Origin of the sequence: Arthrobacter sp. B3I9 (assembly GCF_030816935.1) — a bacterium.
In the GTDB taxonomy this organism is placed as follows: Bacteria; Actinomycetota; Actinomycetes; order Actinomycetales; family Micrococcaceae; genus Arthrobacter.
The window spans coordinates 2,085,770-2,111,563 of sequence record NZ_JAUSYO010000001.1 but is presented as its reverse complement, the minus strand read 5'-3'; the positions used below and the strand labels follow the sequence as shown (position 1 = coordinate 2,111,563).

The 25,794-nt window shown below is 65.5% G+C and carries 29 protein-coding genes, 2 pseudogenes and 1 riboswitch; of the genes and pseudogenes, 16 read left to right on the top strand and 15 right to left on the bottom strand.

The window, feature by feature from the left end; all coding sequences use genetic code 11:
• Nucleotides 1–36: 36 nt before the first annotated feature.
• Nucleotides 37–726 carry a hypothetical protein gene (locus QFZ65_RS09950; protein ID WP_306909993.1) on the bottom strand — a complete coding sequence of 230 codons (690 nt, stop codon included), beginning with the start codon at nucleotides 724–726 and terminating at the stop codon, nucleotides 37–39.
• Between the two features lie 122 nt (nucleotides 727–848).
• Here QFZ65_RS09950 and QFZ65_RS09945 point away from each other — a divergent pair, with 122 nt between their 5' ends.
• From QFZ65_RS09945 to QFZ65_RS09930, 4 genes are all read left to right on the top strand, one after another.
• Nucleotides 849–1,358, top strand: a complete 510-nt coding sequence (locus tag QFZ65_RS09945; RefSeq protein ID WP_306909992.1) for an Hsp20/alpha crystallin family protein — start codon at nucleotides 849–851, stop codon at nucleotides 1,356–1,358.
• Nucleotides 1,359–1,398: 40 nt separating this feature from the next.
• The gene (locus QFZ65_RS09940) at nucleotides 1,399–1,566 is read left to right on the top strand and encodes a hypothetical protein (RefSeq protein ID WP_306909991.1); all 168 of its coding nucleotides are present in this window, start codon (nucleotides 1,399–1,401) and stop codon (nucleotides 1,564–1,566) included.
• A 54-nt stretch (nucleotides 1,567–1,620) separates the two neighbouring features.
• A complete protein-coding gene (locus tag QFZ65_RS09935; RefSeq protein ID WP_306909990.1) occupies nucleotides 1,621–1,851 on the top strand; it encodes a hypothetical protein in 231 nt (76 codons plus the stop codon).
• Nucleotides 1,852–1,955: 104 nt separating this feature from the next.
• Nucleotides 1,956–2,222: a GlsB/YeaQ/YmgE family stress response membrane protein gene (locus tag QFZ65_RS09930; RefSeq protein WP_306909989.1), complete on the top strand. Its 267-nt coding sequence runs from the start codon at nucleotides 1,956–1,958 to the stop codon at nucleotides 2,220–2,222.
• Nucleotides 2,223–2,271: 49 nt separating this feature from the next.
• On the opposite strand, the pseudogene QFZ65_RS09925 reads toward QFZ65_RS09930, so the two are convergent.
• The 3 genes and pseudogenes from QFZ65_RS09925 to QFZ65_RS09915 all read right to left on the bottom strand — a co-directional run bounded on the left by QFZ65_RS09925 (nucleotide 2,272) and on the right by QFZ65_RS09915 (nucleotide 3,969).
• Nucleotides 2,272–2,923 (bottom strand): annotated as a pseudogene (locus QFZ65_RS09925) (DedA family protein).
• Between the two features lie 158 nt (nucleotides 2,924–3,081).
• Complete coding sequence (locus tag QFZ65_RS09920) at nucleotides 3,082–3,273, bottom strand: DUF1918 domain-containing protein (RefSeq protein ID WP_306909988.1); 192 nt, start codon at nucleotides 3,271–3,273, stop codon at nucleotides 3,082–3,084.
• A gap of 69 nt (nucleotides 3,274–3,342) precedes the next feature.
• On the bottom strand, nucleotides 3,343–3,969 hold the full coding sequence (locus tag QFZ65_RS09915; protein WP_306909987.1) for a serine hydrolase: 627 nt from the start codon (nucleotides 3,967–3,969) through the stop codon (nucleotides 3,343–3,345).
• An 880-nt stretch (nucleotides 3,970–4,849) separates the two neighbouring features.
• On the opposite strand from QFZ65_RS09915, the gene QFZ65_RS09910 reads away from it, so the two are divergent.
• Both QFZ65_RS09910 and QFZ65_RS09905 read left to right on the top strand, forming a co-directional pair.
• Nucleotides 4,850–6,118 (top strand): APC family permease, encoded by a 1,269-nt coding sequence (locus QFZ65_RS09910; protein WP_306909986.1) that lies wholly within the window; start codon nucleotides 4,850–4,852, stop codon nucleotides 6,116–6,118.
• 25 nt (nucleotides 6,119–6,143) lie between these two features.
• Nucleotides 6,144–6,482: a YnfA family protein gene (locus QFZ65_RS09905; protein ID WP_306909985.1), complete on the top strand. Its 339-nt coding sequence runs from the start codon at nucleotides 6,144–6,146 to the stop codon at nucleotides 6,480–6,482.
• A 94-nt stretch (nucleotides 6,483–6,576) separates the two neighbouring features.
• On the opposite strand, the gene QFZ65_RS09900 is transcribed toward QFZ65_RS09905, so the two are convergent.
• Nucleotides 6,577–7,383 (bottom strand): hypothetical protein, encoded by an 807-nt coding sequence (locus QFZ65_RS09900; RefSeq protein WP_306909984.1) that lies wholly within the window; start codon nucleotides 7,381–7,383, stop codon nucleotides 6,577–6,579.
• Nucleotides 7,384–7,387: 4 nt separating this feature from the next.
• Nucleotides 7,388–7,587: riboswitch (cyclic di-AMP (ydaO/yuaA leader) on the bottom strand.
• A gap of 425 nt (nucleotides 7,588–8,012) precedes the next feature.
• The gene (locus QFZ65_RS09895) at nucleotides 8,013–8,693 is read right to left on the bottom strand and encodes a DNA alkylation repair protein (RefSeq protein WP_306909983.1); all 681 of its coding nucleotides are present in this window, start codon (nucleotides 8,691–8,693) and stop codon (nucleotides 8,013–8,015) included.
• 362 nt (nucleotides 8,694–9,055) lie between these two features.
• Between QFZ65_RS09895 and QFZ65_RS09890 the strand changes: the two are divergent.
• The 3 genes and pseudogenes from QFZ65_RS09890 (at nucleotide 9,056) to QFZ65_RS09880 (ending at nucleotide 12,520) form a co-directional block, all read left to right on the top strand.
• Nucleotides 9,056–10,039 (top strand): annotated as a pseudogene (locus tag QFZ65_RS09890) (HNH endonuclease).
• A gap of 453 nt (nucleotides 10,040–10,492) precedes the next feature.
• Nucleotides 10,493–11,476 (top strand): glycoside hydrolase family 16 protein, encoded by a 984-nt coding sequence (locus tag QFZ65_RS09885; RefSeq protein ID WP_306909982.1) that lies wholly within the window; start codon nucleotides 10,493–10,495, stop codon nucleotides 11,474–11,476.
• 159 nt (nucleotides 11,477–11,635) lie between these two features.
• Nucleotides 11,636–12,520 (top strand): ribonuclease Z, encoded by an 885-nt coding sequence (locus QFZ65_RS09880; RefSeq protein WP_306909981.1) that lies wholly within the window; start codon nucleotides 11,636–11,638, stop codon nucleotides 12,518–12,520.
• 6 nt (nucleotides 12,521–12,526) lie between these two features.
• Here the strand turns inward: QFZ65_RS09880 and QFZ65_RS09875 are convergent, their stop codons facing one another.
• The 5 genes from QFZ65_RS09875 to QFZ65_RS09855 form a co-directional block, all read right to left on the bottom strand.
• Nucleotides 12,527–13,297, bottom strand: a complete 771-nt coding sequence (locus QFZ65_RS09875) for a type II CAAX prenyl endopeptidase Rce1 family protein (protein WP_306912545.1) — start codon at nucleotides 13,295–13,297, stop codon at nucleotides 12,527–12,529.
• Between the two features lie 108 nt (nucleotides 13,298–13,405).
• Nucleotides 13,406–14,191, bottom strand: a complete 786-nt coding sequence (locus tag QFZ65_RS09870; RefSeq protein ID WP_306909980.1) for an amino acid ABC transporter ATP-binding protein — start codon at nucleotides 14,189–14,191, stop codon at nucleotides 13,406–13,408.
• Complete coding sequence (locus QFZ65_RS09865; protein ID WP_306909979.1) at nucleotides 14,178–14,843, bottom strand: amino acid ABC transporter permease; 666 nt, start codon at nucleotides 14,841–14,843, stop codon at nucleotides 14,178–14,180. The genes QFZ65_RS09870 and QFZ65_RS09865 overlap by 14 nt, the downstream gene beginning before the upstream one ends.
• 36 nt (nucleotides 14,844–14,879) lie before the next feature.
• The gene (locus QFZ65_RS09860) at nucleotides 14,880–15,701 is read right to left on the bottom strand and encodes an amino acid ABC transporter substrate-binding protein (RefSeq protein ID WP_306909978.1); all 822 of its coding nucleotides are present in this window, start codon (nucleotides 15,699–15,701) and stop codon (nucleotides 14,880–14,882) included.
• 29 nt (nucleotides 15,702–15,730) lie between these two features.
• The gene (locus QFZ65_RS09855; RefSeq protein ID WP_306909977.1) at nucleotides 15,731–15,916 is read right to left on the bottom strand and encodes a hypothetical protein; all 186 of its coding nucleotides are present in this window, start codon (nucleotides 15,914–15,916) and stop codon (nucleotides 15,731–15,733) included.
• Nucleotides 15,917–16,099: 183 nt separating this feature from the next.
• On the opposite strand from QFZ65_RS09855, the gene QFZ65_RS09850 reads away from it, so the two are divergent.
• On the top strand, nucleotides 16,100–16,393 hold the full coding sequence (locus QFZ65_RS09850; RefSeq protein WP_306909976.1) for a hypothetical protein: 294 nt from the start codon (nucleotides 16,100–16,102) through the stop codon (nucleotides 16,391–16,393).
• 47 nt (nucleotides 16,394–16,440) lie between these two features.
• Here the strand turns inward: QFZ65_RS09850 and QFZ65_RS09845 are convergent, their stop codons facing one another.
• Both QFZ65_RS09845 and QFZ65_RS09840 read right to left on the bottom strand, forming a co-directional pair.
• Nucleotides 16,441–16,911 carry a hypothetical protein gene (locus tag QFZ65_RS09845; RefSeq protein WP_306909975.1) on the bottom strand — a complete coding sequence of 157 codons (471 nt, stop codon included), beginning with the start codon at nucleotides 16,909–16,911 and terminating at the stop codon, nucleotides 16,441–16,443.
• Nucleotides 16,912–16,984: 73 nt separating this feature from the next.
• Nucleotides 16,985–18,004, bottom strand: a complete 1,020-nt coding sequence (locus QFZ65_RS09840; RefSeq protein WP_306909974.1) for an LLM class flavin-dependent oxidoreductase — start codon at nucleotides 18,002–18,004, stop codon at nucleotides 16,985–16,987.
• Between the two features lie 153 nt (nucleotides 18,005–18,157).
• Between QFZ65_RS09840 and QFZ65_RS09835 the strand changes: the two genes are divergently transcribed.
• Nucleotides 18,158–20,311, top strand: coding sequence for a transglycosylase domain-containing protein (locus tag QFZ65_RS09835; protein WP_306909973.1), 2,154 nt, complete (start codon nucleotides 18,158–18,160; stop codon nucleotides 20,309–20,311).
• An 18-nt stretch (nucleotides 20,312–20,329) separates the two neighbouring features.
• Here QFZ65_RS09835 and QFZ65_RS09830 read toward each other — a convergent pair whose 3' ends face one another.
• Entirely contained in the window at nucleotides 20,330–21,799 is a 1,470-nt protein-coding gene (locus QFZ65_RS09830) for an APC family permease (RefSeq protein ID WP_306909972.1), read from the bottom strand.
• A 190-nt stretch (nucleotides 21,800–21,989) separates the two neighbouring features.
• Between QFZ65_RS09830 and QFZ65_RS09825 the strand changes: the two genes are divergently transcribed.
• The 5 genes from QFZ65_RS09825 to QFZ65_RS09805 are packed head-to-tail and all read left to right on the top strand — an operon-like array spanning nucleotide 21,990 to nucleotide 25,215.
• Complete coding sequence (locus QFZ65_RS09825) at nucleotides 21,990–22,547, top strand: hypothetical protein (RefSeq protein WP_306909971.1); 558 nt, start codon at nucleotides 21,990–21,992, stop codon at nucleotides 22,545–22,547.
• Nucleotides 22,548–22,549: 2 nt separating this feature from the next.
• Nucleotides 22,550–23,083, top strand: coding sequence for a hypothetical protein (locus QFZ65_RS09820; RefSeq protein WP_306909970.1), 534 nt, complete (start codon nucleotides 22,550–22,552; stop codon nucleotides 23,081–23,083).
• Nucleotides 23,084–23,104: 21 nt separating this feature from the next.
• Nucleotides 23,105–23,611 (top strand): metallophosphoesterase, encoded by a 507-nt coding sequence (locus QFZ65_RS09815; protein ID WP_306909969.1) that lies wholly within the window; start codon nucleotides 23,105–23,107, stop codon nucleotides 23,609–23,611.
• 33 nt (nucleotides 23,612–23,644) lie between these two features.
• Nucleotides 23,645–24,238: a TetR/AcrR family transcriptional regulator gene (locus QFZ65_RS09810; protein WP_306909968.1), complete on the top strand. Its 594-nt coding sequence runs from the start codon at nucleotides 23,645–23,647 to the stop codon at nucleotides 24,236–24,238.
• Between the two features lie 2 nt (nucleotides 24,239–24,240).
• Entirely contained in the window at nucleotides 24,241–25,215 is a 975-nt protein-coding gene (locus tag QFZ65_RS09805; RefSeq protein ID WP_306909967.1) for a DMT family transporter, read from the top strand.
• Here the strand turns inward: QFZ65_RS09805 and QFZ65_RS09800 are convergent.
• Nucleotides 25,187–25,696 (bottom strand): DUF664 domain-containing protein, encoded by a 510-nt coding sequence (locus QFZ65_RS09800; RefSeq protein ID WP_306909966.1) that lies wholly within the window; start codon nucleotides 25,694–25,696, stop codon nucleotides 25,187–25,189. The genes QFZ65_RS09805 and QFZ65_RS09800 overlap by 29 nt on opposite strands.
• Nucleotides 25,697–25,794 lie beyond the last annotated feature (98 nt).

Genomic DNA, 25,794 nt, shown 5'->3' with positions numbered 1-25,794 from the left:
CCCGCGCACCATCGGCGGCGTTTGTGGTCCGCGGTGCTACGCCCGTGGCTTGCGGGCGGCAGAGTACGACGGCTCGCGCAGCCTGGCCGCCCACCGGTAGTTTCCTGCGCCGGGCAGGGTGTGGACGAGCGGGTCGAAGCGCATCGCCGTGTCGGCTTCGTCCGGATCGAGGACAAGGGTGAGCGTGCCAAAGCGGTGCCAGCGCCCGGTGGGCCGCGAGTGGTAAAGCCCCAAGGTCCACGTTCCGGAAGCCAGTGCCTCGCGGAAACCGTCGGGTGCAGCGGGAAGCCGGGGTGCGGGAGGCTCGGTGCGGGCGGCCAGGAGAACCGGACCGTCGGCCCCTTTATAGGGCATGAGCGAGGTCAGGTTGCTGCTGCTGGCATGGCGCTGCGGAATGAGCAGGAGGCGCCCGGGCCACCGCAGGAGGGTTGAGGCCAGCAGGACATCCGCAGGCCCGGTCTCCGTGCTGATGCGCAGGGCCAACCCGACGATGTCCGGCCAGCCCTGCGGGGTACCAAGCGACCGGGACAACCGTGCCCGCACCGGATCGGTGCCCGCGGAATCAATCCAACCGATCCCGCTGGCGCTTCCGCCGCCCTGCCTTTCGATCGTTCCGGCCAGGGCGACGCCCGAAGGGTGTATCGGCCGGTCCGGTCGCAGGACTTTCAGTGCTTTGAACCCGGCGGCAAAGGCCAGTCCGGCTCCATGGCTGAGATTAAGCTTCATGCCATATCCTCTCAGCCTTTCGGATGTCCGGGCGCAGGCGTAGCTTTACTGATACCGGCCCGGCGTCGCCCCGAGGCCCGCCAGCGCCGGCCCACACCACATCTGCCAACCGGGAGGAAATCATGAGCGACATCATGCGGCACGTCCCTTTCGATGTACCCGAACCATTCCGGCGGTTCCTGCACGGCGAGACCGGATCAATGCTCCGGGTCGAGGAATTCCAGGACGGATCAACAATGGTGGTCCGGGCTGAACTTCCCGGAATAGAGCCGGACCGCGACGTCGATATCACCGTCTCGGGCAATACGCTCACCATTGCGGCCAAACGGGAAGAAAAGTCCGAGTACCGGGGCAAACACAATTACCGCTCCGAATTTCAATACGGCGCTTTCACCCGCAGTATCCAGTTGCCGCAGGGCACCCGGGAGGAGGACATCAAGGCTTCCTACACGGACGGCGTCCTCGAAGTCCGCATTCCCACTCCGGATCAGGACTCCGCTCCCAGCCGGAAGGTTCCCGTGTCCCGCTCGGCTGCGGGCGGCCATGGATCAGCGGGGCTGGGTACGACGGATGCCACCAGCGAAGCCACGGCCCCGGGGCAGTTCCCCGGCACGCCACCGGTGAGCGAATAGACAGCCCGATGAATCGCCAGCCCAATGAATAACCAGTCCGATGAATAGGTTGATCTGGGTCGTCGGGGTCCTGGCCGTCGTCGCTCTTGTGCTCGGCGGCATCATACAGGCGGTGTCATTTCTCCTCTGGATCGCACCGGTTCTTCTGTTGACCGCCATTCTGCTGTTCATCCTGAAGCGGTCCGGCGGCCGCCGGATACCCCGATGACAGCGGGCAAAGCTGCCCCTTCTGCTGCGACAAGGGCTGTGGGACGATTCATTTATGAGCGAACCCACCGACCCCCAGGTGCCCCATGGTTCCTCCGCGGGCACATCACGCGCCCGCCAGGCGGGGCACGCTGTCCGTCACGAAAATCCGACCACCCAGCAGATGCGGATCATCGGGCAGCGCCGGGCGGAAGCGGAGGAAAAACTGGCACAACACTTGCAACAGGCGCGGCATCAGGTTCCGGAGGACCATCCCACAGGGAAGGCCGGTGCGGACCACGACTAGTCGCCACGCGCGTGCCGCAGGGTCTTGAACCCTGGTAAGCATGCTGAGAAACTCATGGTTACGGCCGCAATTGCGCGACCGTCAGACCGAAAGGAAGTACAGACATGGGGATCCTCGGATTTCTCATTCTCGGGCTTATCGCAGGAGCAATTGCTAAAGCCATCCTTCCCGGAAGGCAGGGTGGAGGCTGGATCATCACCCTGGTGCTGGGCGTTGTTGGCGCAATACTGGGAGGCTGGATCGGTTCACTGATTTTCGGCGGAGGTCTCGGCGACTTCTTCGATCTGCGGACCTGGCTCCTGTCCATCCTTGGCGCCATCATTGTGTTGCTGATCTATGGCGCCGTTGCTGGCCGCAGGAGCAGGGTATAGGAGTTCCGGCACATACGGCTGCGGCCCGCTCACTGGTAGCGGGCCGCCCTCATGTGCGGGTGCGTCGCCGTCGTATGTTCCGTAGGATCAGCGAGCCGACGGCGCACGCCACGGCGGCGTACACCGCATAGTTCAGGTAGCGCGCGTATTCATCAATCAGCCGGTACTGCGGCCCCAGCAGGGCGCCAAGCCCGATCAGGAGACCGTTCCAGAGACCGCTTCCCGCGACGGTGAACAGACTGAACGTGCCAAGGTTCATCCTGTGGGCGCCGGCAGGCAGCGAAATGAGGCTCCGGACGCCCGGCAGGAGGCGGCCGAAGAATACCGCGGACCTGCCGTGCTTCCTGAACCACTCGGCCGCCTCTCTCGAAGTCCTCGCGGTCCACCAGGGGCATTCTGGAAAGCCAGCGGATCGACCGTTCCAGTCCCAGCCGCGCGCCTACCCAATAGAGAACCAGGGCACCCGCGTAGGCACCCAGGGTGCTCGTGAGATAAACCAGCGCAAGGTTCATCGACCCCAGCCGGGCGAGGAAACCGGCCAGCGGCAGAATGATTTCGCTCGGAATGGGCGGGAACACCGTCTCCACCAGCGTAAACAGGCCCACGCCCCACTCCCCCAGGGAGTCGACGGCGCGGGCGGCAAACCCGACGATCCCGGTGAGGTCGTCAACGGGGCTGGCTGATCCCGCAGCGGAAACGATCACGATGTCTTACCGGGCAATGGGCTTGGGCCTTTCATGGAGAGCCGGACGGCGGTTGCAGCCAGCCTAGCCGAACCGCCGGCCCCGACAGAGCCGACAGAGCCGCCAGTGGCTCTGCTACCCGCAAGCACGACGCTCGGGCGTCCCTGCGGGGCCCCTCAGCCGTTGGAACTGGTCTCGACGACGAAGTCTCCGCCGGGAAACAGGATTGTCTCGTGACCGTCGTCGAACCTCACATGGTAAGGCGGCGCCCCGTCGACGCCCCTGACCTCGAGGATCTCCCCGTGCCGGTCAGCGGACTCCACCGTGTGGCCTCGGATGATGATGCGGTCTCCCTGGGCTGCTTTCATTTCAATCACCTCCCTCTCCAGCGTACGATTCCCTGCGCGTGCGCGGAACGGGCATCCGGGCCGGGTGCTTCAAAACAGCTGCTCAGCCACGGTTTGCGTCAGTTGATGGATGATCCGGGTGCGGGCCGCCATGTCCGCTCCGCTTCGGCCGAGGGTGTAGACCACGAAGACGTAGGCCTTTCCGCCCTGCACCAGGATGCTTGCGTCGTGCAGGTTTCCGAAGAGCAACCCGTATTTGTGGAAGACCTCGATGCCCGCCGGGACCGCGGCCGGGATAAGGGTTTCATAGTTGGTTCGCTGCATGTAGGACAGGAGCTGCGCGGTGTTTTGTCGGTTGAGCAGCTTGCCGGAGTAGAGCAGGGACAGCGTCCTGGCTGTTTCCGCCGGGGTCAGGAGGTTGACGGTGCGGTCGTAAGTGATCCCCAACGACGCCGCGTACGCCGTCATACCCTGTTGGCCGACAGCGCGGAGGATCAGTGCCCACGAATCGTTGTTGCTCTGCTGGACCATCTGCCGGATCTGCACGCCGGCAGTGGACGTTCCCATCCGCGTGGCCAGCGACGCCCGGCCGGTTTCCACCAGGTGGTAGTAGGCCGCCGCTGCCAGGATCTTGGCGGTGCTGGCTGCTACGAACTTTGTCTTGTCCCCGTACTCGTGGACGGCCCCGTCCTTGACTTCAATGAGGGCTACCCCCACGGTGTACCGGCTGTTGGCTGCAATGATGCCGTTGACAGCGGCATCGAAGGCAGGACTGAAGCGCGCACCGGTCCCGTCTGGAGCATGGAGGCGCGGTGGGGCGGCAGGAGGTAACACGGCACGCGACGACGCCGGAGGTACCGCTGGCGGTGAAGCAGGCGGCACCGCCGGAGGTATGGCGGCCGGCGGTACCGCAGCGGCCGACGCCAGGGACGACGCTGGCGGGGGTACCGCGGCCGGCGGTACCGTGGGCGCCAGCGCTGACGGGGACGACGCCGGCGGGGCAGCGGGTGCCGTGGCACCCTCGTGCTTTTCGGGTTGGGAGGTGGCCGGCGCGGTCCGCATTGCGAAGACGGGCGATTTGGTCGGTGCTACCGCATCAGCCGGAGGGCCGGTCCCGATGGAAGCGTAGAACGCTGCGGCACCAACCAGGGCCAGGCTGACTGCGGTAGCCGTCAGGGCCCTGGCGCGAGGACCCTGAACAGGGGCCCGGACGCGATCTTCAGCGGCTCCCTGCTCGGGGTGGCCGGAACGAAGGTGCGGGGGGTCTGCCGAATCCACGGGATTCTCATTCTCGATGCATGGAAGGGTGCCGGAGAACGGGAACGCTCCGCGGAACAGCTGACGCCAGAAGTACGTTCCCAGGCATGTGTTTCCCTCCGAAAGTGAACCAGCCCTGGACCTTTGGATCTCCTGAATTGTGGCCCTGGCCGGACTCAAGCGCAAGCCTGGACCTTGAAGAATTCTGCGGTCGCTTTCTCCGTAAGGCAGCGACGGCGTGGTGCTGCTTTGCTACGCGGCGTGAGCCTGTGTGCTTCGCTCGCTAGAGTGGGAACTGGCGGACCGCGGCCGCCGTCGCACTCGAGGAAGGCTTGCAGCGTTGAGTTCCCATCCCAGGCTTGCCCGAAGGCTCACGACGTTTGATGCGGTTTCCATCGGCCTCGGATCGATGATCGGCGCCGGGGTGTTCTCGGCTTTTACCCCCGCGGCACAGGCCGCAGGATCAGGGCTGCTGATCGGCCTGCTCCTCGCAGCCGCGGTTGCATTCTGCAACGCAACAGCCTCGGCCCAGCTGGCGGCGGAATATCCGACGTCGGGAGGAACGTACGTCTACGGGCGGGAGCGGCTGGGACCATGGCCGGGGTTCCTGGCCGGCTGGGGCTTCGTGATCGGTAAGACGGCCAGCAGTGCCGCGATGGCACTGACCTTTGCAGCCTATGCCGCGCCGGCCGGGTGGGAGCGGCCGGTGGCGATTGCCGCCGTTGTCCTGCTTGCGGCTGTGAATTACCGGGGCGTGACGCGCACGGCCGGTATGACCCGGATCATCGTGACTGCCGTACTGATGGTCCTTGCGATCGTGGTTGCGGCCTGCTGGGGACCGTACGGGGCTGCGCATGCCGGGATGTTCGACGGCGGCGGCGCCCTGGCCCACGGGTGGTACGGCATCCTGCAGTCCGCGGGCCTGCTTTTCTTCGCCTTCGCCGGCTATGCCCGTATTGCCACGATGGGCGAAGAAGTTCTCAATCCCCGCACTGCGATCCCGCGCGCTATTGTCACGGCCTTGGGTATCGTCGTCGGAGTCTATGCCGCGATCGCCGTCAGTATCCTCGCGGTGCTGGGCCCGGACGGCATTGCCAGCACGCCCACACCGCTTGCCGCCGCCGTTGCTGCCGGTTCCTGGGACTGGGCCCTACCGGTTGTCGGGCTGGGAGCCGCGTTGGCAGCGCTGGGCGCTTTGCTCGCCCTGATTGCCGGCCTCGGACGGACCAGTCTTGCCATGGCCCGTGAGGCTGACCTGCCCCGTTGGCTGGCTGCTGTCCATCCGCAGTTCAAAGTGCCGCACCGCGCCGAGGTGGTGCTCGCCGTCGTTATCTGCCTCATCATCAGCGTGGCCGACCTGCGCGGCGCCATCGGCTTTTCCTCTTTCGGCGTCCTGATCTACTACTTTGTGGCCAACATCGCGGCCTATACGCAGAGCCGCGACAACCGACGGTACCCCAAGGCCCTGCAGCTTGCCGGCGCCCTTGCCTGCGCCGTCCTGGTGGCCACCCTGCCGGGGGAATCGGTGATCGCAGGACTGCTGATGTTCGCGGCGGGGGCCGCATACCGCCTCCTGCGCTTGCGTCTGGGAGGAGCGCGGAAACGCTGAGCGGGAGCCCTGCGATGATGGGTCCGTGACTATCGCAAAAACAATCGTGTTGTTCGTCCTGGCAGCCGTTGCCGAGATTGGCGGGGCCTGGCTGGTGTGGCAGTCGGTGCGCGAGGGCAGGGACTGGTGGTGGGCCGGACTCGGGTTCCTGGCTTTGGGGCTGTACGGCTTCGCCGCGACACTTCAGCCGGACGCGCACTTTGGCCGGATCCTGGCCGCTTACGGTGGCGTTTTTGTGGCAGGTTCACTCGCTTGGGGCATGGCTTTCGACGGGTTCCGGCCTGACCGCTGGGACATCGCCGGATCGGCAATCTGCCTGGTCGGGGTGGCAGTCATAATGTTTTCCCCGCGCAACGCCGGCTAGGTCTGGCCGCGGAGACGCCAGAGGCCGGTGATCCGCTGCCCCCAAGGCAGCAGCTCACCGGCCTTTAGGCTCCTGCACTCCAGAAGCCTGCGGCTCAGGCTCCGACGCGGACGAAGGTCACGCCGCCGGTTGCGGTCAGCCAGGAAAGCGGGTGCGCCATGGTTGCGTTGACACCGTTCATGCCGCCGCTGACGGCCTGCCCGTTGCCCGCGTAGATGGCTACGTGGCCGGACTGGACGATGATGTCGCCGGGCTGCGGGGTGGCAACAACCTTGCCGAACTTCAGGAACGCGGTGGGGCCGATGTCGCCGACCGCAACTCCGGCCGCGCGGAGGGCCTTCTCCACCATGGCGGTGCAGTCCTGGGTGATCCCGACCTGGCCGTAGGCCGCGGAAAGCAGGATAGCGTTGACGCCGCCTGCTGCAGGCACAGCTGCCGGCGCGGGGGCAGCGGCCGGGGCAGCCGCGGGAGCAGCGGCCGGGGCGGCCGCCTGGACCTTGACGGTCGCCTTCGGGGCGGCCACAGCCTGCGGTGCCGCGGCAACCTGTGGGGCCGGGGCAATCGCGGGGACCTCGGCAACCGGCTTGGGCTGCACGACGGGCGCCGGTGTAGAAATGACAGCCGGACGCTCGAAGGTGATCTGCACGGTGGAGTCCGCACTGACCGGAGCCGTGACCAGGCCCTTGACGTCGACGGAGGCCGGTGCGGACTCACGCTCAACGGGGGCGCCGGCCGCATTCGCGGCCATGGCGCCACTAAGCACCAAACCGGACGCGGCGGCGATCACGGCGACCTGGCGGCCAATGGCGGTTGCATTCCCGGTGAAAGCCGAAGACACTGCTGAGAAGCGGCTGGTGGCGGCGGTACCTTGACGGCGCGCAGAAGTATTGCTTGAAGACATGCGTGTGGCCTCTCCCAATGCCTGCGAGGTGAGCTGTCGGATTCGGATGGGAGGCACCCGGCCGCATGTGGGCCCGTATGGCGGGCCCGTGCGGCTTCACCCCAAGACCTGTGTTCAAACCGGCCAAAAAGTGGTTTCCCCGTCTCTGCCGGACATTGATGCGAGGTTTCCCCAGGCCGCGGCAGAGTTAGGCAATCGGCAGGGGGCGCCCGGTGTCGGAATCAACGGGCGCCTGTCCAACGTAACGGAACCATTACGAAAAGTCACATCGAGGTAACGGAAGGCCTAAAAGGCGCCTCGGATGCGGCACGGAGCCCGGCATAGGATTAATCCACCAGATCCAGTAAGGGGAGGTTCGAAATGAACGCCCACTGCGTAGCCATCTGCCAGCCGAGCGGCCAGCCTCAGCAGGATTTTGACGTCAACACGGAGTTGCTGATCCTCGAGGGGGACGACGTCTGCATCTCCACCTGAGATGCCGAGCCGCGCGACGGAGGATTCGACGTCCGGGTCCTGAACGACCGCACCGATGCCCTCGGTTTCATGGTCGTGACAGATTGGCAGTTCCTGGACGGCAAGGCCTATGCGGTGGTGGAACGACGGGCCAGCCGCTGAGGCAGAGAGCTACCTCACGTCACGTCAACCCTGAATTCCAGCTCGGGCCGGTATTTCGCCACGTCATCCAGCACAAGGGCGACAGCCTCGCGAACAGGGTCGCTTTCATGGTCCTGCTCTGACGAATTTTCACGGTCATGCTGGAACGAAAGGGCAAGCGCCTGCCTTGCCCGGCGGACAAATGCACCCCAGTCTCCCCCGCCGCCCCGGAACGCCCGGAGGGGTGCCAGCAGGGCGGCACGGCGGAGCCAGACGTCCTCTTCCCGGGCCCAGCGGTCCAGCACACTGTCTGCCCGCACCCTGCCCAGCAGGTCCAGACCCGAGACCAGCGGTCCGACCACGTCGACGGCCAGCGGGTCGGCCAACTCGCGGAGACCGGCTGTTCGCAGGAAGCCCTCAACCCGGGTCAAGTCTGCATTGTCCAACGTGCTGACCTTGGACTGCAGCAGGACTACGGCCGAGAGTCGGCGCTCGTACACCGGTACCGACCACAGTTCAGAACTCAGCGCGGTGATGTCGTCATGCGTCAGGCCACGGTGGCGGCGCAGAGCATCGCGTACGGTTCCCCGAACCGCCCCCACCGAAGCACCGTAGTACTGGAGTCCGCTCCCCCACCGGGATCGCAGGTCCTCTGCTCGGAACCACGATCCTTCCCGTTGCAGCGAGGCATCGATAAAGTCGCCGGCGTCACTCATACGTTCATTCTTGCGTATCCCTCTGGGTCATCAGGATGAACCGGACCATCCTTGCGGCTAAGGTTTTCCGCCCCCGACGGCTGATTCTTAGCTGCGCTCTTTTTGTCGGACCCACCGGGTTGAATAGGTTCATGGACGGCAAGCAGGTGCCCGAAGTGGTTCGGGCAGCAGGCAACAACGCTGGACCCTGTTGCGCCGCATGCAGCGCGGTGGTGGACGCCACCCGTCTGCCCGCCTCTGCCCCACTCGCCGTCCACCGCAACGACGACGACGACGGCCCCGCCAGCGTTGACGGCGGACCGGACGGCGGCCCCGCCGGTCTTGACGGCGGACGGGACGGCGGCGGCGTTGATGAAGCGGCGTTGGGCGATGACGGGGCGGCGTTGATCGACGAGCTCCGCGAACTTGAGGACCAGAAATCGGCCATCGCCGCCCGGCAGGCACGGATCTCCGTGGCCCTCGATCTGGTCCAGCGGCGCGCCCAGCGCGCGGCGGGCGTTCCCGAAGCTGAGCTCGGAGCCGGGGTCGGGGCGCAGATCGCGCTCGCCCGGCGCGAATCCCCGGCCCGCGGCTCCCGGCACCTGGGCCTCGCGAAGGCCCTCGTGACCGAGATGCCGCACACCCTCACCGCGCTCGAGCCGGCACCCCGGCGGAATCAGCGGCATCGAGATCCAGCTCGTGATGACCGACCGCACCCTCCTCCAAGGCGACAGCGAACCCGCCCGGCTCCCCGGCTACGGCATCGTCCCCGCCGGCTGGGCCCGCGCACTGATCAAACGCGGCCCGGCCCGGGCGACCGGCCTCAACCGGTCAGGACCGGTCAGCGCCGCAGATAACGAAGCTCTGCAGACCTGGCTACGGCGGCTCTACAGCGCCCCCGGAACCGGGGACCTCGTCGCGATGGACTCCCGCGCCCGGCTCTTCCCCGCCGGGCTCCGCCGCTTCCTCCAAGCCAGGGATGACACCTGCCGTACCCCGTACTGCGACGCCCCGATCCGGCACATGGACCACATCCTCGCCTGGGCCGGAGGAGGTGCGACTACCGCGGCAAACGGAGCCGGCTCTGCGAAGCCTGCAACCACACCAAAGAATTCCCCGGCTGGACAAGCCGCCCCCGCCCCCGACCCGCAAACCCGAACGAACCCGGAGAACGACACACCCTCGAAATCACCACCCCCACCGGCCACAAACACCAATCCACCGCGCCACCCTTACCCGGCACAATTCTGTCCGGCATCGCTGTGCCCTACACGCTTCGGGCCGCAGAGGACGGGCATCCGTTCCCCGGCCCGGCCGCCCCAGCCAACCCCTACCGTCCGGAATTTTGGGCACGAACTCCGGCGTAAACTCCGGCACTACGCCAAGGCCGCGAGGTACGCCCACGGGTACCACAGCCAGGTTGCCTAACCGACCGGCTTGCTGGCGGCTCGGAACCGACCGTCCTCGCTCCCGGCTGGCATAGGACACCGGATTCCAAGCTATTCACTGCCCGCGCCAGGCCCTCTGCCACTGCCTCACTGTTCGCGTCGAGCGCCAAAGAGAGGGCGAACTCCGGTTTGCGGGCAAAGGTTACGATCGGGTAACGTGGGCGCCTGGCCCCGACGGGCTGGCCCGAATGCAGGGCCCGGAGGCCCCGACGTGGGCACCGCCGCGCCGCTCGGCGTCTGCTCGCTCCCGCCCTGTGCCGGGAGCCGAACGAAGTCTTAAGCACTCGTCATCGCCTTAGTTGCGGCTGCCGTTTGCGTCAGTTCTATGCCCGAAGAGGTCTCTTGTTTAAGAAAATAGCCATCACACTAACGATGGGCGCACTGTCCCTGACCGGGTGCAGCATCGCCCCCGCATCGGACGGGGCCGCAGATCAGGCCGGTCGCAGCGAGTCCGCGTCGTCCGCGACGCTGGCAGACTCCTCCGCCGCAGCGTCGATGTTCGGGGCGGTAGCCACTGACACCGAGTCAGAGGGCGATGCGGCTGAGGGCGCACCCGCCGCTGCTGCCCCGGCAGCCCCCGCCCCCGCAGCCCCCGCGGTGCCTGCCGCGGCCGTTCCCGCCGCCGCGACCCCCGTGGTTCCCGCAGTCGCAGTCGCCGCTGCCCCCGCCGCGGCAACCCCCGTCGTTGCCGCCGCAACAGCCGGCAGCGGCACGGAGGCAGCCACCAACTTCAACTGGGGCCCGGTTCTGGCCGGAGACGAGTTCTCCAACACGGGCGCTCCCGACTCCACCAAATGGAGCGTCTTCAAGGGTCCCGGACACCACAACCAGGGCGTACGCAGCCCTCAGGCCTGGTCTGTTGCAAATGGCGTAGCCACTGTCAGTGGTGACTCCGCCGGCACCACTGGTGGCATGTCCGCCAAATTTGCGCAGCAGAAGTACGGCCGTTGGGAGTCCCGCATGAGGACCAGCGACCGCGACCCGAAGTACCACCCGGTGATGATCCTGTGGCCCAACAACAACGCCTCATCCAACTGCGCCGAAATCGACTACGCAGAGGGCAGCACCGAAACGGCCATGATGAAGTTCTTCCTGCACTACAAGTGCGGCGGCGGGGATTTCCAGACCCTCGCGGCCAAGCCTGTCGACAGCACGCAGTGGCACAACTACGCCGTGGAGTGGACCCCGGCCGGCATCACCGGCTACATCGACGGCGTGAAGACCTTCAGCGACACCAACCCGGCCCACCAGCCCACGGTGGGCATGCACCAGACGTTGCAGCTGGACTGGTTCCCGGACGGCTCCGCCACCAAGGCTTCCCAGATGCAGGTCGACTGGGTCCGCGTCTACAAGTAAGCCCTCATTCCGCTGCTTTCGCCGGCGGATCCCACGGCCCCGCTCGCCTCGGCGCGCGGGGCCGTTCCTGCTTTAAGGCCTGGTGGACGCTCCAATGTGAGGCGTCGTGGACGCTTTAAGGCGTGGTCGGCGAGGCTACCGGGTGGGACACTCGGTTCCATGCGCGAATTGGTCATCCTCGGCACCGCTTCCCAAGTCCCCACCCGGTCCCGCAACCAGAACGGCTATCTGCTGCGATGGGACGGCGAGGGGTTACTCTTCGACCCCGGGGAAGGCACGCAGCGGCAGATGATCCACGCCGGCGTTTCGGCCTCGCAGATCACGCGCATCTGCCTCACCCATGTCCACGGCGACCACTGCTTCGGGCTGCCCGGGGTACTCTCACGCCTGGCCCTTGACGGCGTGACGCACCCCGTGCATCTGCACTATCCCGCCTCAGGGGACGAGGCGGTCCGTGCCCTCCTTTCCCTCGCCTCCCCCGGCCCTGACCTGCGGCTCCACCCCCACGGGAGCGCCGGTCCGGTTGCTGCAGGCCTGGAGGTAGAGCCCCTCCGGCACCGCATCGAGACCTTCGGCTACCGGCTCGTTGAGCCGGACAGCCGCACCTTTCTCCCCGACCGCTTGGCAGCCGCCGGAATTGCAGGGCCCGACGTCGGCCGCCTGCTCCGCGACGGGAGCCTCAACGGAGTGCAGCTGGACGACGTGAGCGTCCCCCGGCCCGGCCAAAGCTTCGCCTTCGTGATGGATACTGCGGTGTGCCCCGGCGCGGAGGCACTTGCCCACGGTGTCGACCTGCTGGTGGCCGAATCGACGTTCAGTGATGACGACGCCGGTCTGGCCACGCAGTACCGTCACCTCACCGCCGGACAGGCCGGCGCCCTCGCGTCCGACGGGGTGGGCACCCTTGTCCTCACCCACTTTTCCTCACGCTACCCGGACGTCTCGGGGCTCGCCGCACAAGCCAGCGCCCGCGCGGGCGGCGCCGCGGTGGTGGCCGCTGAGGACCTTGACCGGATCCCTTTCCCCAAACGCCGGAAGGAGTGACGATCCTCAGTAAATGAAGATGTCGATCCAGGCACGGTTGTGGGCATGAATCAGGACCAGGAACAGGATGAAATCGAAGAGCAGATGGACGCTCACAATGTAGGACAGGGACTTGGTCCGGGTGAATATCAGCGCCTGGAGGAGGGCAAACGGGAAAATGAAAAACGGCGCCCAGGCGCGGAACCCGAGCTCCCATAGAAACGCCGTAAAAAGCACCGCCTGCAGCACGTTCGCCTGGGCCACGGGCAGATGCCGGCGCAGGAGCGCGAAGACTGTGCAAATAAAAAACAGCTCATCCCAGATGCCCAGGACGTTCGTGCCCAGGAAGAGCCGCGCGACTCCTTCCGGATCCGAGACCGCCGGCCAGTTGCGGTAGACGCCGGTGTTGACCATGTAAACAGGCAGCACCGCATACCCCATGACCACGACGGCCGGCAGGTACCACTTTTCCGCCCGGGTCCACGGCTTCCCCGTCAGGACCGGAAAACGGACAGCACCATCGCCGAAGACAAACCGGGAAACAACGTACGGAATTCCCACAGCCAGCACCATGCCCAACCCCATGACCAGCATGTGCTCCGTGCTGATATCGGTCGTCACCGGCACAAGGCTCATGGCCGTTAGCCCGACGGCGATAAGGGCCAGGTCCCGCAAGACGGCCGCGTCGATCCAGGCCGCCAGAAGGAGCGCCAGGGCCAGCAGTCCAAAGCCGGCGATCCTCTGCTGCAGAACGAACAGGACGAAACCGGAGACCGACACGAGGGTGCAGGGCAGCAATACCCGGGAGAGCCCAGGGTGAAGTCGGGCCGCCCCGGCCGGCCCGTCGTCGCTGTTCTGATGAAGTACCACGTGGTCAACCCCCACCGGCCAAAGCTGCGGCCGCGCTCAGAACGGGTTCAGCAGCCGGTCCACGAACTGCCGGGTGCGTTCCTCCCGGGGGTCGCGCAGCACGGTGTCAGGGTGTCCGCGTTCGACGACGACGCCTCCGTCCATGAAGATGACCTCGTCGGCGACCTGGCGGGCGAAGGCAAGTTCGTGGGTGACCACAACCATGGTCCAGCCCTCATCTGCGAGCTCCTTGATAACTGTGAGGACGTCGCCTACCAGCTCCGGGTCCAGAGCCGACGTCGGCTCGTCAAAAAGCAGCAGTTCCGGCCGCAAGGCGAGCGCCCGGACGATGCCGACGCGCTGCTGCTGCCCGCCCGAGAGCTGGAACGGATAGCTGTTCTCCTTGTCCTCCAGGCCCACGCGGCCCAATAATTCCCGGGCCTCTCTGGCGGCCTCGGCCCTCGGACGTTTCTGGACCTGGACCGGGCCCTCGATGATGTTCTGCAGGACCGTCATGTGCGGGAAGAGATTGTAATGCTGGAAGACCATGGCGCTGCGGTCGCGCATGGCGTTTATCTGCTTCTTTGACACGGGAGCGGAGAAGTCTGCGGTGAGGTCGCCCGTGAACGAAAGGATGCCGGCGTCGGGCACTTCAAGCCCGTTGAGGCACCGCAGGACGGTTGTCTTGCCCGATCCTGACGGGCCGATCAGGGTGACGACTTCGCCGCGGCGGACGTCGATATCAATCGATTTCAGCACTTCATGCCGGCCGAAGGCCTTCCGCAGCCCCCGCACGGTCAGGATGGTCGCCGTGTCGGGCAGGGCGGAGTCAGTGGGCGACATAGCGGTCCAATCTTTTTTCCAGGAGGGACTGTCCGCCGGCCAGGAACAGGCAGACTATCCAGTAAATGACGGCGGCTTCCAGGTACAGCAGCATGAACTCCTGGCTGAAGGCGGCCACCTGTTGCGCCTGACGGAAGAGCTCGGTCACGAGGATCAGCGAAGCGAGCGAGGTGTCCTTCACCAAGCTGATGAACGTGTTGGACAGCGGCGGGACCGACACCCGGGCGGCCTGCGGCAGGATGATCCGGACCAGCGATTGCCGCCGGGACATGCCGATGGTGTGGCCTGCCTCCCATTGCCCCTTGGGCACCGACAGGATGGCTGCACGGATGACCTCCGCGGCGTAACCGCCCACATTGAGCGAGAAGGCGATGATGGCGCTGGGCCAAGGGCTGATGGTCAGGCCGACAGACGGCAGCCCGTAAAAGATGACGAACAGCTGGACCAAGAGGGGCGTGCCACGGATAACAGAGATGTACGTCCGGGCGACGCCGGCGAAGACGGGATTGCGGCTGAGCCGCATCAGCGCCACCAGCAGGGCCAGCAACAGGCCCAGGCCGAACGAGGACAACGCCAAGGGAATAGTGCCAGTGATGGCGCCCATCAGGATGGGCCCCAGTGACCCCCAGACCAGATCCCAGTTGATGTTCATCCTCTGGCTCGGCGCTCGACGACGGCGTCCGGCCGTCTACTTCGTCACGTCCGCGTCAAAGTATTTCTGCGAAATTTTCGTCAGGGTACCGTCTGTCTGCAGCTCACCGAGCGCCTTGTTGACGGCTCCCGTCAGGCTGGTGGATCCTTTGCGCAGCGCAAAGGCGCTTAGCGACTTGTCCGTGGTCTCGGCCGCAATTTTGATGTCGCTGTCCTTCGCCGTCTTCTGGGAGTCCAGGTACGTCAGTTTGTCGTTGATGGTCGCGTCGACGCGCCCCTGCTTGAGCAGCGTTACCGCCTGCGCCCAGCCCTCGACGGCCTCGACGGTGGCGCCGCTTTGCTGGGCCAGCTTGTACCAGTTGCTGGTCAGGGACTGGGCGGTGGTCTTGCCCTTGAGGCTCTCGAACGAGGTGATGTCGTTGTTGTCGGACTTGGTCACCACTACGCCCGTGCTCACGGTGTAGGGGGTGGAGAAGTCGTACTTCGCCTTGCGTTCATCGGTGATGGAGATCTGGTTGGCGACGATGTCAAACCTCTTGGCCTCGAGTCCGGCGAAGATGGCGTCGAACTGGGTCTCCTGGAACGCCGGTTTGACGCCGAGCTTGCCTGCGACGGCCGTGATGATGTCGACGTCGTATCCGGTCAGCTCGCCGCTGCCCTCGGCGTGGAACGAAAAGGGTTTGTATGTCCCTTCGGTACCGACCTTCAGCGTGCCCGCGCTCTGGACGTCACTCAGGGAAGTATCTGCGCCACCCGCCGGAGCCGAACTGGCGGGAGCCGTCGACCCCGACCCGCAGCCGGCGAGGGCCAAGGCGGCAGCTGCGACAAGTCCGATAGCGGAAAGGCGTGTGCTCTTCATGGTGGTCCTCAATCCTGCCCCTTTGGCGGTCACTGCTGGTAGGTGATGTAGGCCTCGTACTGCACGCGCCATTTCTCGGGAGCCTGGGGATCCGGCACAGTGGTGGTGAGGAACTGGACGCTGGTCACCTGGCCTTTGAGGTACTCCAGCCATTGCGTGACTTCGCCCGACACATCCCTGTCGAGCTGGGCGACGTGGTGAACCTTCATTGCCATGAGCGGCCTCCTTGCTGGTGGGGCGACTTTACTCCCACCCGCCGAGGGACAGCTACCCCTGGCCGCTAAGGCATGGCTGCGCGCCCACACAGGTCCGCAAGCAGTGTCACCGGTGAGGCCCGCGCCAGAATGGCAAGTAGGCTTACGATGTAAAGGACAGAGCAGCACGGAAAGGACGAGACCATGACTGAAAAAAATGACAGCGACAACGGTTTTATAGTTCCGGATCCCTCGAAACTCCGCGAGGACATCCCTGGCGACGCCGGCGATGAAGCAAACGTGATCCGCTTCAGCGAAGAGCAGGCGTTGATCGAGGAGCAGTCCCACGGTATCCGGCCGGACACCTACAGCGTTCCGTCGGGAGGACCCACCATGGAGGAGGCCCGCGGAAACATGGACCTGGCTCCCGACGATGCGGGCGCATCCCCTGCCAGCGACAGCAGCGACGACGGCCTGCATGGCGGCGCAGAGCAGTAGCTAGCGCCACCGGATCGGCCCCGCAGTAGTACGCGCGGGGCCGATCGCTACTGACAGCTGGCCTCGGTGTGGGTTTGCCGGATCTGCGTTCCCGTGATGACGAATCGGACATTGACCATGCAGGACGTTCTCACGAGCACGTTGTCGCCCCTGACTACCTGCCGCAGTTGGAAGAGTGCGGGGTCACCGCTCGCTGCGAGCACGCTGAATTGCTGCGTGGTGTCCGACCATGCCGTCACGCTCTCGGTCTTACTGGGCCCCGTATAGACAGTGGTGCTGGTTGCGATGGCGGCGCGGGTGACCGTCTTGCCGCTGGGCGTAGCGACCTGGCTGTACCGCCCTGTCTGGCTGATGCAGACGAGTTGATCAAACGGAGCCGGAACGTAATTGCAGGCTTCCGGAAAGTAGAAGGGCCGCGGAGGAGCAGCTGCCGCCGGGGCAGCCGACAGGGCCAGCACGGCGCCGGAGGCCAGGAAGGACATGGCTGCCCGAAACGTAGGGGTTCTGAGTTTCTTCACTGGATTCTCCGCAATCTATGCGAGAAGGGAATTCCAGTTTAGGCCTGCCGGTCGCATCCTCAAGGACGGGTTGTCAGTCCCAGCCCAGGGCCGGCCGCAGTTCCCGGGAAATCGACTCCAGTAGCCGCGCATTGAAGTCCACGCCGAGCTGGTTCGGAACGGTCACGAGCAGCGTGTCCGCCGTGGCGACGGCCGCGTCCCGGGAGAGCTCCTCCACGAGCTGACCGGGGTCGCCGATGTAGCTGCGCCCGAAGCGCGCCAGACCGCCGTTGAGGTAACCCACCTGGTCGTGGGCATCGGCCTGGGCGCGCAAACTGAAGTACCGGCGGGACTCCTCGTCGATCAGCGGGATGATGCTCCGCGAAACGGAAACCCTTGGTGTGCGCGGGTGTCCCGCCTCCGCCCACGCCTCCCGATACCCGGCGATCTGCTCGGCCTGCAACTGGTCGAAGGGAGCCCCGGTATCCTCCGTCAGCAAAGTTGATGACATGAGGTTCATGCCCTCCTGGCCGGCCCACCGGGCGCTGGCCCGGGTTCCGGCGCCCCACCAGATCCTTTCGGGGAGCGTCGGTGACAGCGGCTGAACCGGGACCAGCCCGGTGGCACCGCCTGCGCGGGGGTTGGCACGGCCGATGCCGGCGCCGGAAATGGCATCCCGGAAGCGGGAAGTGTGCCGGCGGGCCATCTCGGCGTGGGACTCGCCGTCCAACGGGACGTGGCCAAAAGCCTCGTACCCGGCCAGCACTGTTTCGGGCGAACCCCGGCTTACTCCCAGCTGCAGACGGCCTCCACTGATGAGGTCGACGGCGGCCGCTTCCTCAGCCATGTACAGCGGGTTCTCGTACCGCATGTCGATGACGCCGGTACCGATTTCGATGCGGGAGGTGCGGGCGGAAATCGCGGCAAGCAGGGGGAACGGCGAGGCCTGCTGCTCGGCGAAGTGATGAACCCGGAAGAACGCTCCGTCGATACCTACTTCCTCCGCGGCAATGGCCAGTTCGATTGCCTGCAGGAGGGAGTCCCTGGCGGTACGCACGCGCGAACCCGGAATGTCGCGCCAGTGGCCGAACGAGAGAAAGCCGATCCGTTTCATAAGTCATCACACTCTCATATCCGCAACCCAAACATGCCTGGTAGCGGCCCCGGCATTACCGGGCCGAAGGTCCTGATTTTGACGTCCGCCCGCCGATGCGTGAAGTTCCGGCGTATTCTGAACACACATTTCGAGTGTTATGGCTGGCAAAAGATGGCGCGGATTAACCCACTTGGATCTCGTCTGGTCTCGGCCCTGCTGAGGGTCCTCGCGTTGCTTGCTGTCAGTGCGCTCTGCGGCGTCCTGACCGCCAGCCTGGTTGTCCCGAGTGTGGCTGCCGCGGGCGTCGCAATGCGGAATTCCATCATCTTCTTCAACAACCTGCCCTCGGAGCTGGCGGTGGAGACGCCGTCGCAGTCAACCACGGTGCTGAGCGCTGACGGAAAACAGATCGCCACCTTCTATGCGGAGAACCGGGTAAAAGTCGGGCTGGATCAGATGTCCCCGTACATTAAGGACGCGATAGTCGCCATCGAGGACAGCCGCTTCTACGAGCACGCCGGTGTAGATCCGCAGGGCATTCTCCGGGCATTGGCGTCCAACCTGACCAGCGGCGAGAGGCAGGGCGCCTCCACGCTGACCCAGCAATACGTGACCAACGTGATCAACGAGTCCCTGTTGTCGGCGGACAAGGGCCAACAGGTCATCCTCAGCGGGCAAAAGAGCGTGGGCGACAAAGTGCGGGAGGTTAAGCTCGCCATCGAACTGGAGAAGAAGTTCACCAAGGACCAGATCCTTGAGGGCTACCTCAACATCGTCTTCTTCAACCGCGACGCCTACGGAATCGAAGCCGCGTCACGGCACTTCTTCAGTACCACGGCCAAGGATCTCACCCTCCCCCAGGCGGCCCTGCTGGCCGGCTTGGTGAACAGCCCCAGCTTCTATGACCCTGCCGTCAACCCGGAGAACTCCATCCAGCGGCGCAACCAGGTCCTCGACAGCATGCTCACCCAGGGGAAAATCAGCCAGGCCGACCATGACGCCGCCGTTGCCGCCGGGGTGGAGCTCAAGATCACCCCGGGGAAGCAGGGCTGCGCCGCCGCCGACATGGCCCCGTACTTCTGCGACTACATTTCCCACCTCATCCTTAACAACCCGGCCTACGGAGGCAGCCAGGCCGACCGGGAGAGGGTGCTGTACCGCGGCGGCCTGACCATCACGACCACCCTGGACAGCAGGCTGCAGGCGGCGGCGCAGGCGCAGGTGGACGCCACTGCCGGCCCGAACCCGGACAAGTGGGGCGCGGCGATAGTCTCCATCGCGCCGGGAACCGGAAAGATCCTGGCGATGGCGCAAAACACCGTGTTTCTTCCGCAACCGGGAAAATTCGACACCCAGCTGAACTTCAACGTCGACTCCAAGGACGCCAAAGGCAGTGACCTCAACGGCGCCGGCGGGTTCCAGCCCGGCTCCACGATGAAGCCGTTCACGTTCGCGGAGTGGCTCAACGAGGGCAAGTCGATGAAGGCCATGGTGGACGCGTCGAGGCGCACCTACCCGCTGGATTTTCCGTGGAAGTCCAGCTGCGGCAAGGTGCTCGGCGCATACAGCACACAGCAGAAGAACGCCGGTCTCGGCGCCGCGGACGACCTTCAGAACAACGACGAGGGGTTCTACCGCCGGATGGCGGTCGATTACGGGCTGTACAACTCGATCAACACCGCCACTTTTGCTGAGGCGTCGCAGCTTGACTTCTGCGGCATCCAGAAAATGGTCGACGCCGTGGGGCTGCATAGCGGCGTGGACAACGCCCCTGTGAACATGCACCAGCTGGGCAACCTCCTGGGTGCCATCGGAGTGGCTCCGCTCCACCTGGCCAACGCCTTTGCCACGTTCGCCAATGACGGCAAGTACTGCACGCCGATCGCCCTTGTGGACGTGACCGATGCAGCGGGCCGTAAACTCCCGGCGGAGGCCACGACCTGCCGCGACGCCGTCAAGCCCGACGTTGCCCACGGTGTGAGTGCCGTACTCCAGGACGTGTTGAAACGGGGTTCCGGGGTTTACATCAATCCCAAGGTCCAGAACCAGTTCCCGGTGGCGGCCAAGACAGGTACATCCAACAACAACGGCGCCACCTGGGTGGTCGGCTACACCTCCGGACTTGCCACTGCGTCCTTCTTCGGCGACGCCCTGGAAGGCCAGAAGCGGCCCGGCCAGAACATTACCGTCAACGGCAACTTCTACAAGGCCATCGACGGTTACATGCTTGCGGGCCCGCAGTGGGCGAACTATATGCAACAGGTCGCCGGGCTCTATCCGTCCGCACCCTTCCCGCCGCCGCCCGCATCCATGACGAAGCCGTGATCCGGGCCGCGGCGACGCCTAACCGTCGTTGCCGGCGTTCTGCGTTCCGACCGGCTCGCCTCGTCCCCTGTTGGTCCTGCTGTTGACCAACCAGGTAATGAACCAGAGCACGACGCCGATCGCCATCAGGCCCCCGGCGATCTGGTATTGGATGACGTTGCGGCCCACCCACGGGCCGGCAAGGAACGCACACAACACGGCGGCTACGAGCGGCAGCGGCCCGGGTGATGTGAAGAACACTTTGCGTGCGGGGTCCCGCTTGCCGCGGAGCACCAAGCAGGCCGCGTTCACGACGGTGAACACACACAGCAGCAGGAACGCCGTGGTGCCGGAAAGATTTGCCACAATGTTGCTTTGGGGGTCGGACGTGACATACAAGATCAGGCCCAGCGCAAGGACGGTGGAGAACAGGATTCCGGCCCACGGAGTGCGGCGTCCCGGCAGCACCTTTCCGAGCGGCTTGGGCAGGACGTTCTGTCGGGCCATTCCGTAGATCAGCCGGCTTGCCATGAGCATGTTGATCAACGCAGTGTTGGCGACCGCGAAGACTGCCAGGAACGGGAAGATCTTGTCGATGGGGAAACCGGGCGAGCCCTTGTGCACCACCTCGAGGAGGGCGGCGCCTTCGGCCTCGCGGATATTCTCAAGTTCGGTTGGCGTGAGCACACTGACCACCGAGACTGCGACGAGCATGTAGAGGAGCACCGCGATGCCCAGACCGGTCAGCATGGTCCGCGGAAAAATCCGCTCGGGGTGCTGCGTCTCCTCCACCATGTTCACCGAGTCCTCGAAGCCCACCATCGCAAAGAACGCGATGGAGGTGGCTGCGGTTACCGCCAGGAACATGCCCTTGTCCTGGTAGTCGTTGAAGACAAATATCTCTCCTGCATTTCCGGTCCCCTGGGCCATCACGTAGAAGCCGACGCCGATCACGATGCAGAGGGCTGTCATCTCAACGAGGGTCAGCACCACGTTGAACTTAACGCTCTCGCCCACGCCGCGCAGGTTTATGGCGGCGAGCAGAAGCATGAAGCCCATAGCGACCGCGGTGATGACGCCCTGATCGGGGACATCCATCCAGCCGTTGATTTCCAGGCCGCCAAAAAAATTCTGGGCGAGGACGTTCGCGGACGTGGAAGCGCTGGTGATGCCGGAGCAGACCACGGCGAACGCCACGAGGAAAGTGACGAAGTGGATGCCGAAGGCCTTGTGCGTGTAAAGCGCCGCCCCGGCCGCCTGCGGATACTGGGTGACCAGTTCGAGGTAGGAGAAAGCCGTCAGCGTGGCCACAATGAAGGCAAGAAGGAATGGCAGCCAGACGATGCCGCCCACTGTGCCTGCCATCGTTCCGGTGACGGCGTACACGCCGGCGCCAAGGATGTCACCGACAATGAAGAGCAGAAGGAGCTTCGGTCCGAGGACCCGCTTGAGCTCGGGTTCATCGCCTTCGGGGGTTGCGTCAAACACTTCTTCAGAAGTCGTGCTCATGATTGACCTCCACAGCCGGTATGCGGAAACCCTGAAGCGCCGGGCCGGAAGTTCGGCGACGGCGAAACACCTACACTTTGGCCCTAGCGGGCCACTTTGGCAACAACCCCTTCTGGCTAATCAGAGCAGCACTAGCACCCCCTGCTCTGAAGCCCTATCCTCTTGCCATGGGAGTCCGGGGCGCATTCAGATGAACAGGCAGAGCGTCCCTCCCCCTGACAACTACGAGGAGTTTCTCTCGAGGCTGGACGCCGCCACCACCAACCTCAGCACGCGGGCCGTTGCGCTGGAGAAGGCGATCACAGCCGTCACGCTGCTTCTGGAACCATATGAATCCGCCGTACGAAAATGGGAGCGGCGCCGCATTTACGTTGGTGAGCACTTGGACCGTTCTGCAGGAACTCCACAACCGTCCGCTTCCCTGACCGACCTCCATGACACGGCGGTGAAGATGGAAGCAATGCTGCGTGCCCGGACCAGGCGGCTTGCGGAAAAGATCGGCGTCATGCAGGGGCGTCGCACAGCTATCGACAAATCGTTGCTGGAGCTTGAAATGAGCAAGATCAAGCTGGCTTCGTCCCGGATGTTAGCGCAGGACCGGGCAAAGCTCGGCAGCATTCTTTCCGAGCTTGCCGGCGCCACCCAGGCCGCCGGAACCGTGTCCGACGTCGGATTGTATGGGGATCTCAGGCAAGCACGCGAGGCGGTTGTCCTGGCTGAGGCGCTGATGGATGTGAAGGGGCACTAAACATGGACAATGCGGTTCACAAGGAGCCCGGGAAGAGCGCCGTCACGGTGGTCCGCTGGACAAAGAAGCCCGGCCAGGATCCTGCAGCCAGGTTCGTCCTGCTCAGTGTCATCGGGCTCGTCGTGGGCCTGATCCTGATGACCTTCCTGCCCGTCCTCAGGAGCTTCGGCGCTGTCACGTCGTTCACGGTCCTTTTCGCGGCACTCTTCACGGCTCCCGCGGTGTCGGGCCGGAGGAGGTTGCTCCAGGGGCTGGCCAAACGCGTAAATGACACGATCGGTGAAGTGACCGGTACCCAGGGTGACCAACTGTCAGTCAAGCAATTCCGGCAGCTCATCAACAGCGGCGAGCGCCTTGCACTGCCCGTCAGCGGCGTGCCCGGATTGTGCCTGCAGGTGGAACATGCTCCGGCACTGGAGAAGAGCGCCCCGGAAAAATGGTCCGCGATCCTGGCCGTTATTCCTCCTGAGAACGGCACGGTCAGTTTCGATCGGCTCGTTGCGGCGGCAGTGGCAGAAGGCAGCTCCCCGGGCTGACCGCTGTGGGAGGATTCGGTTATGCCGCAACGCCTCCTGTTCGTCTCCGACACCCACGTTCCCAGCCGGGCGCGGACGCTTCCCTCCCAGCTATGGGCCGCCGTCGAGAACGCCGATGTGGTCTTCCATGCCGGCGACTGGGTGACAGCAGCACTGCTGGACGAATTCGAGCACCGCAGCCGACGGCTAATTGCGGTCTACGGCAACAACGACGGCCCCGAGCTCCGCCGGCGGCTGCCGGAGACCGCTTCCGTGACGCTGGACGGACTGCGGTTCGCCATGGTCCATGAGACCGGGCCGGCCAAAGACCGGGAGCAGCGGTGCGAGGCACTTTACCCGGACGCCGACGTTCTGGTGTTCGGGCACAGCCACATCCCCTGGGACACAACCGGCCCGGGCGGGCTGCGGCTGCTGAACCCCGGCTCCCCCACTGACCGCCGGCGGCAACCCGCCTGCACTTACCTCAGCGCAACAGTCGACGCCGGCCTCTTGGCGGACGTCAGCCTGGTGGAAGTACAGCGCGATTAGGTAGACTGGTCTACCTAATCCAAGGAGGCAGCCATGGCGGCACAGCAAAAGAGTGAAAGCCAGCGCCCAAGCCCGGCACGTGCGCGGATTCTGTACGCCGCGGCACAGCACTTCTATGCCGGCGGCATTGCAGCGACGGGCATCGATGTGATCACCGCCTCGGCCGGTGTGGCGAAGATGAGCCTGTACAACAACTTCGCGTCGAAAGCTGCGCTGGTCGAGGCGTATATCGATGCCCGCCATGAGGAGTGGCTGGGCCTGTACAGGGCCCGGATCGCGGACACCGCCACGCCGCAGGAGCGCGTCCTGGCCGTCTTCGATGCCTATATCGACCACGCCGCGGCCGCCTACAGCCACGGCTTCCGCGGCTGCGGCCTGCTCAACGCCGCGGCTGAACTGGGCGTGGACGACCCCGGGCGGATTGCGGTCCGCCGGCACAAGGAACATGTCGAGCACCTCCTTGCTGAACACCTGACCACGCTCACCGACCCGTCGTCGGCGCAGCGGCTGGCCGAACGCTTCAGCTTCCTGCTGGAGGGAGCAATGGCCCGGGCCGGGCTGGAGGGCCAGCCGGCCCGGCTGGTCCATGCCCGCGAGTTCGCCGCCGAGATGCTGACGGCCCTGTGAATATGGGTACAGGGAACAGGGGTACAGGGAACAGAACTACGGGGAGCAGGGCTACCGGCGGCGTCATCGCGGTCCTGGTCACGTCGTTCCTGTGGGGAACCACCGGGACCGCCGCGACCTTCGCTTCCGACGCCGGCCCGCTGGCCATCGGGGCGGCAGCCCTCGGGATTGGCGGACTGCTGCAGGCGGCCATCGCCCTCCCCTCGCTGGTGCGCGCCCGGCAGTCGCTGCAGGCGCACGCGAAACTGCTGGCAGCCGGAGCAGTTTCGGTAGCCGCATACCCCCTCGCGTTCTACAGCTCAATGCGCCTTGGCGGGGTCGCGATCGGCACCGTCGTCTCGCTGGCGTCGGCGCCGCTCGCCTCCGGCATCCTGGAACGCGTCATCGAGCGCAGGCATTTGAGCCGCTGGTGGATGCTCGCAGCGTTCCTGGGCGTCCTCGGCAGCGTCCTGCTCTGCCTCTCGCGGGCAGGCGGACCGGCCGCCGCCAGCACAGCAGAGACTGCTGCCGGCGTCGGGCTCGGGCTGCTGGCCGGCATAACGTACGCCCTGTATTCGTGGGTGGTCCACCGCCTGATGCACCACAAGGTGGGGCGCGCGGCATCAATGGGCGCAGTCTTCGGAGCCGGCGGGGCGCTCCTGGTTCCCGTCCTGCTGGCGACCGGAGCCCCCTTGGTGGCGTCGGCGCAGTCATTCACGGTAGCCGCGTACATGGCGCTGGTGCCGATGTTCCTGGGCTACTTTCTGTTCGGCGTCGGGCTGGCGCGGTTGCGCCCGAGCACCGCGACAACCCTCACCCTCACCGAGCCGGCGGTCGCTGCCCTGCTTGCGGTCACCGTCGTCGGAGAACGGCTGGGGACCGTGGGATGGGCCGGCATGGGGATCCTCGCCGCGGCGCTCATTGTGCTCGCCCTCGCTCCGGCGAACATCGCCGGCCACCGGCCCGCGGTCAGTCCGGTTTCCGCCCCAAGCCTTTAGCGTAGGCAGCCTGCCCCACGTGCTGGAGGCAGTCGGCGACAGTGCTGACCAACCGCACCCCGAGGGTGACCGGCGGGTCCCAGCGGGTGTCGACCACGCGGTCGAAGTCGTCGTCGCCGAGCGTCTGCAGGTACTCCACCGTCTGCCGGTGCACGGCGTCGTAGTAGTCCAGCAACAGCTCCGGACGCGCCTGCACCGCGTCCACCTGGCTGCTCGAATGTCCGTAGCCGGTGTCACGCTGGGACAGCGGCAGGTCGAAGCGGCCGGCGAAGCCCTGAGAGGTCCAGACCTGGTCCAGGCCTCCGGCTGAGGCGACCTGCGCGTCCTCCACCCGGCTGAGGTGCCAGATCAACCACGCGATCGAGTTGCCGGTGCCGGCGGGACGACGGCTCAGGGAGTCGCCGTCGATGCCCTGAAGCGTGGCAGCCACGGCCTCGTGGATGCGGCCAAACGCATCCAGCAGCACTTCGTTCGCGTTCATCGAGTCCCCTTTCGGTGCGTTCTTCGCTGAGCTTTCATGCTTGCATGGACGGCCCGCCACCGCACAGGGTCCTTCCGGACTTTTGCTTCCTCGCCGTC

Bases quoted from the DNA above. Each gene is read 5' to 3' on its own strand.
- QFZ65_RS09820 (WP_306909970.1), top strand. From the start codon at position 22,550: ATGGACAATGCGGTTCACAAGGAGCCCGGGAAGAGCGCCGTCACGGTG.
- QFZ65_RS09855 (WP_306909977.1), bottom strand. From the start codon at position 15,916: ATGGCAATGAAGGTTCACCACGTCGCCCAGCTCGACAGGGATGTGTCG.
- QFZ65_RS09945 (WP_306909992.1), top strand. From the start codon at position 849: ATGAGCGACATCATGCGGCACGTCCCTTTCGATGTACCCGAACCATTC.
- QFZ65_RS09900 (WP_306909984.1), bottom strand. From the start codon at position 7,383: ATGTCTTCAAGCAATACTTCTGCGCGCCGTCAAGGTACCGCCGCCACC.
- QFZ65_RS09810 (WP_306909968.1), top strand. From the start codon at position 23,645: ATGGCGGCACAGCAAAAGAGTGAAAGCCAGCGCCCAAGCCCGGCACGT.
- QFZ65_RS09835 (WP_306909973.1), top strand. From the start codon at position 18,158: ATGGCGCGGATTAACCCACTTGGATCTCGTCTGGTCTCGGCCCTGCTG.
- QFZ65_RS09850 (WP_306909976.1), top strand. From the start codon at position 16,100: ATGACTGAAAAAAATGACAGCGACAACGGTTTTATAGTTCCGGATCCC.
- QFZ65_RS09950 (WP_306909993.1), bottom strand. From the start codon at position 726: ATGAAGCTTAATCTCAGCCATGGAGCCGGACTGGCCTTTGCCGCCGGG.
- QFZ65_RS09920 (WP_306909988.1), bottom strand. From the start codon at position 3,273: ATGAAAGCAGCCCAGGGAGACCGCATCATCATCCGAGGCCACACGGTG.
- QFZ65_RS09930 (WP_306909989.1), top strand. From the start codon at position 1,956: ATGGGGATCCTCGGATTTCTCATTCTCGGGCTTATCGCAGGAGCAATT.
- QFZ65_RS09815 (WP_306909969.1), top strand. From the start codon at position 23,105: ATGCCGCAACGCCTCCTGTTCGTCTCCGACACCCACGTTCCCAGCCGG.
- QFZ65_RS09880 (WP_306909981.1), top strand. From the start codon at position 11,636: ATGCGCGAATTGGTCATCCTCGGCACCGCTTCCCAAGTCCCCACCCGG.
- QFZ65_RS09870 (WP_306909980.1), bottom strand. From the start codon at position 14,191: ATGTCGCCCACTGACTCCGCCCTGCCCGACACGGCGACCATCCTGACC.
- QFZ65_RS09895 (WP_306909983.1), bottom strand. From the start codon at position 8,693: ATGAGTGACGCCGGCGACTTTATCGATGCCTCGCTGCAACGGGAAGGA.
- QFZ65_RS09940 (WP_306909991.1), top strand. From the start codon at position 1,399: ATGAATAGGTTGATCTGGGTCGTCGGGGTCCTGGCCGTCGTCGCTCTT.
- QFZ65_RS09865 (WP_306909979.1), bottom strand. From the start codon at position 14,843: ATGAACATCAACTGGGATCTGGTCTGGGGGTCACTGGGGCCCATCCTG.
- QFZ65_RS09830 (WP_306909972.1), bottom strand. From the start codon at position 21,799: ATGAGCACGACTTCTGAAGAAGTGTTTGACGCAACCCCCGAAGGCGAT.
- QFZ65_RS09840 (WP_306909974.1), bottom strand. From the start codon at position 18,004: ATGAAACGGATCGGCTTTCTCTCGTTCGGCCACTGGCGCGACATTCCG.
- QFZ65_RS09935 (WP_306909990.1), top strand. From the start codon at position 1,621: ATGAGCGAACCCACCGACCCCCAGGTGCCCCATGGTTCCTCCGCGGGC.
- QFZ65_RS09885 (WP_306909982.1), top strand. From the start codon at position 10,493: ATGGGCGCACTGTCCCTGACCGGGTGCAGCATCGCCCCCGCATCGGAC.
- QFZ65_RS09860 (WP_306909978.1), bottom strand. From the start codon at position 15,701: ATGAAGAGCACACGCCTTTCCGCTATCGGACTTGTCGCAGCTGCCGCC.
- QFZ65_RS09825 (WP_306909971.1), top strand. From the start codon at position 21,990: ATGAACAGGCAGAGCGTCCCTCCCCCTGACAACTACGAGGAGTTTCTC.
- QFZ65_RS09805 (WP_306909967.1), top strand. From the start codon at position 24,241: ATGGGTACAGGGAACAGGGGTACAGGGAACAGAACTACGGGGAGCAGG.
- QFZ65_RS09800 (WP_306909966.1), bottom strand. From the start codon at position 25,696: ATGAACGCGAACGAAGTGCTGCTGGATGCGTTTGGCCGCATCCACGAG.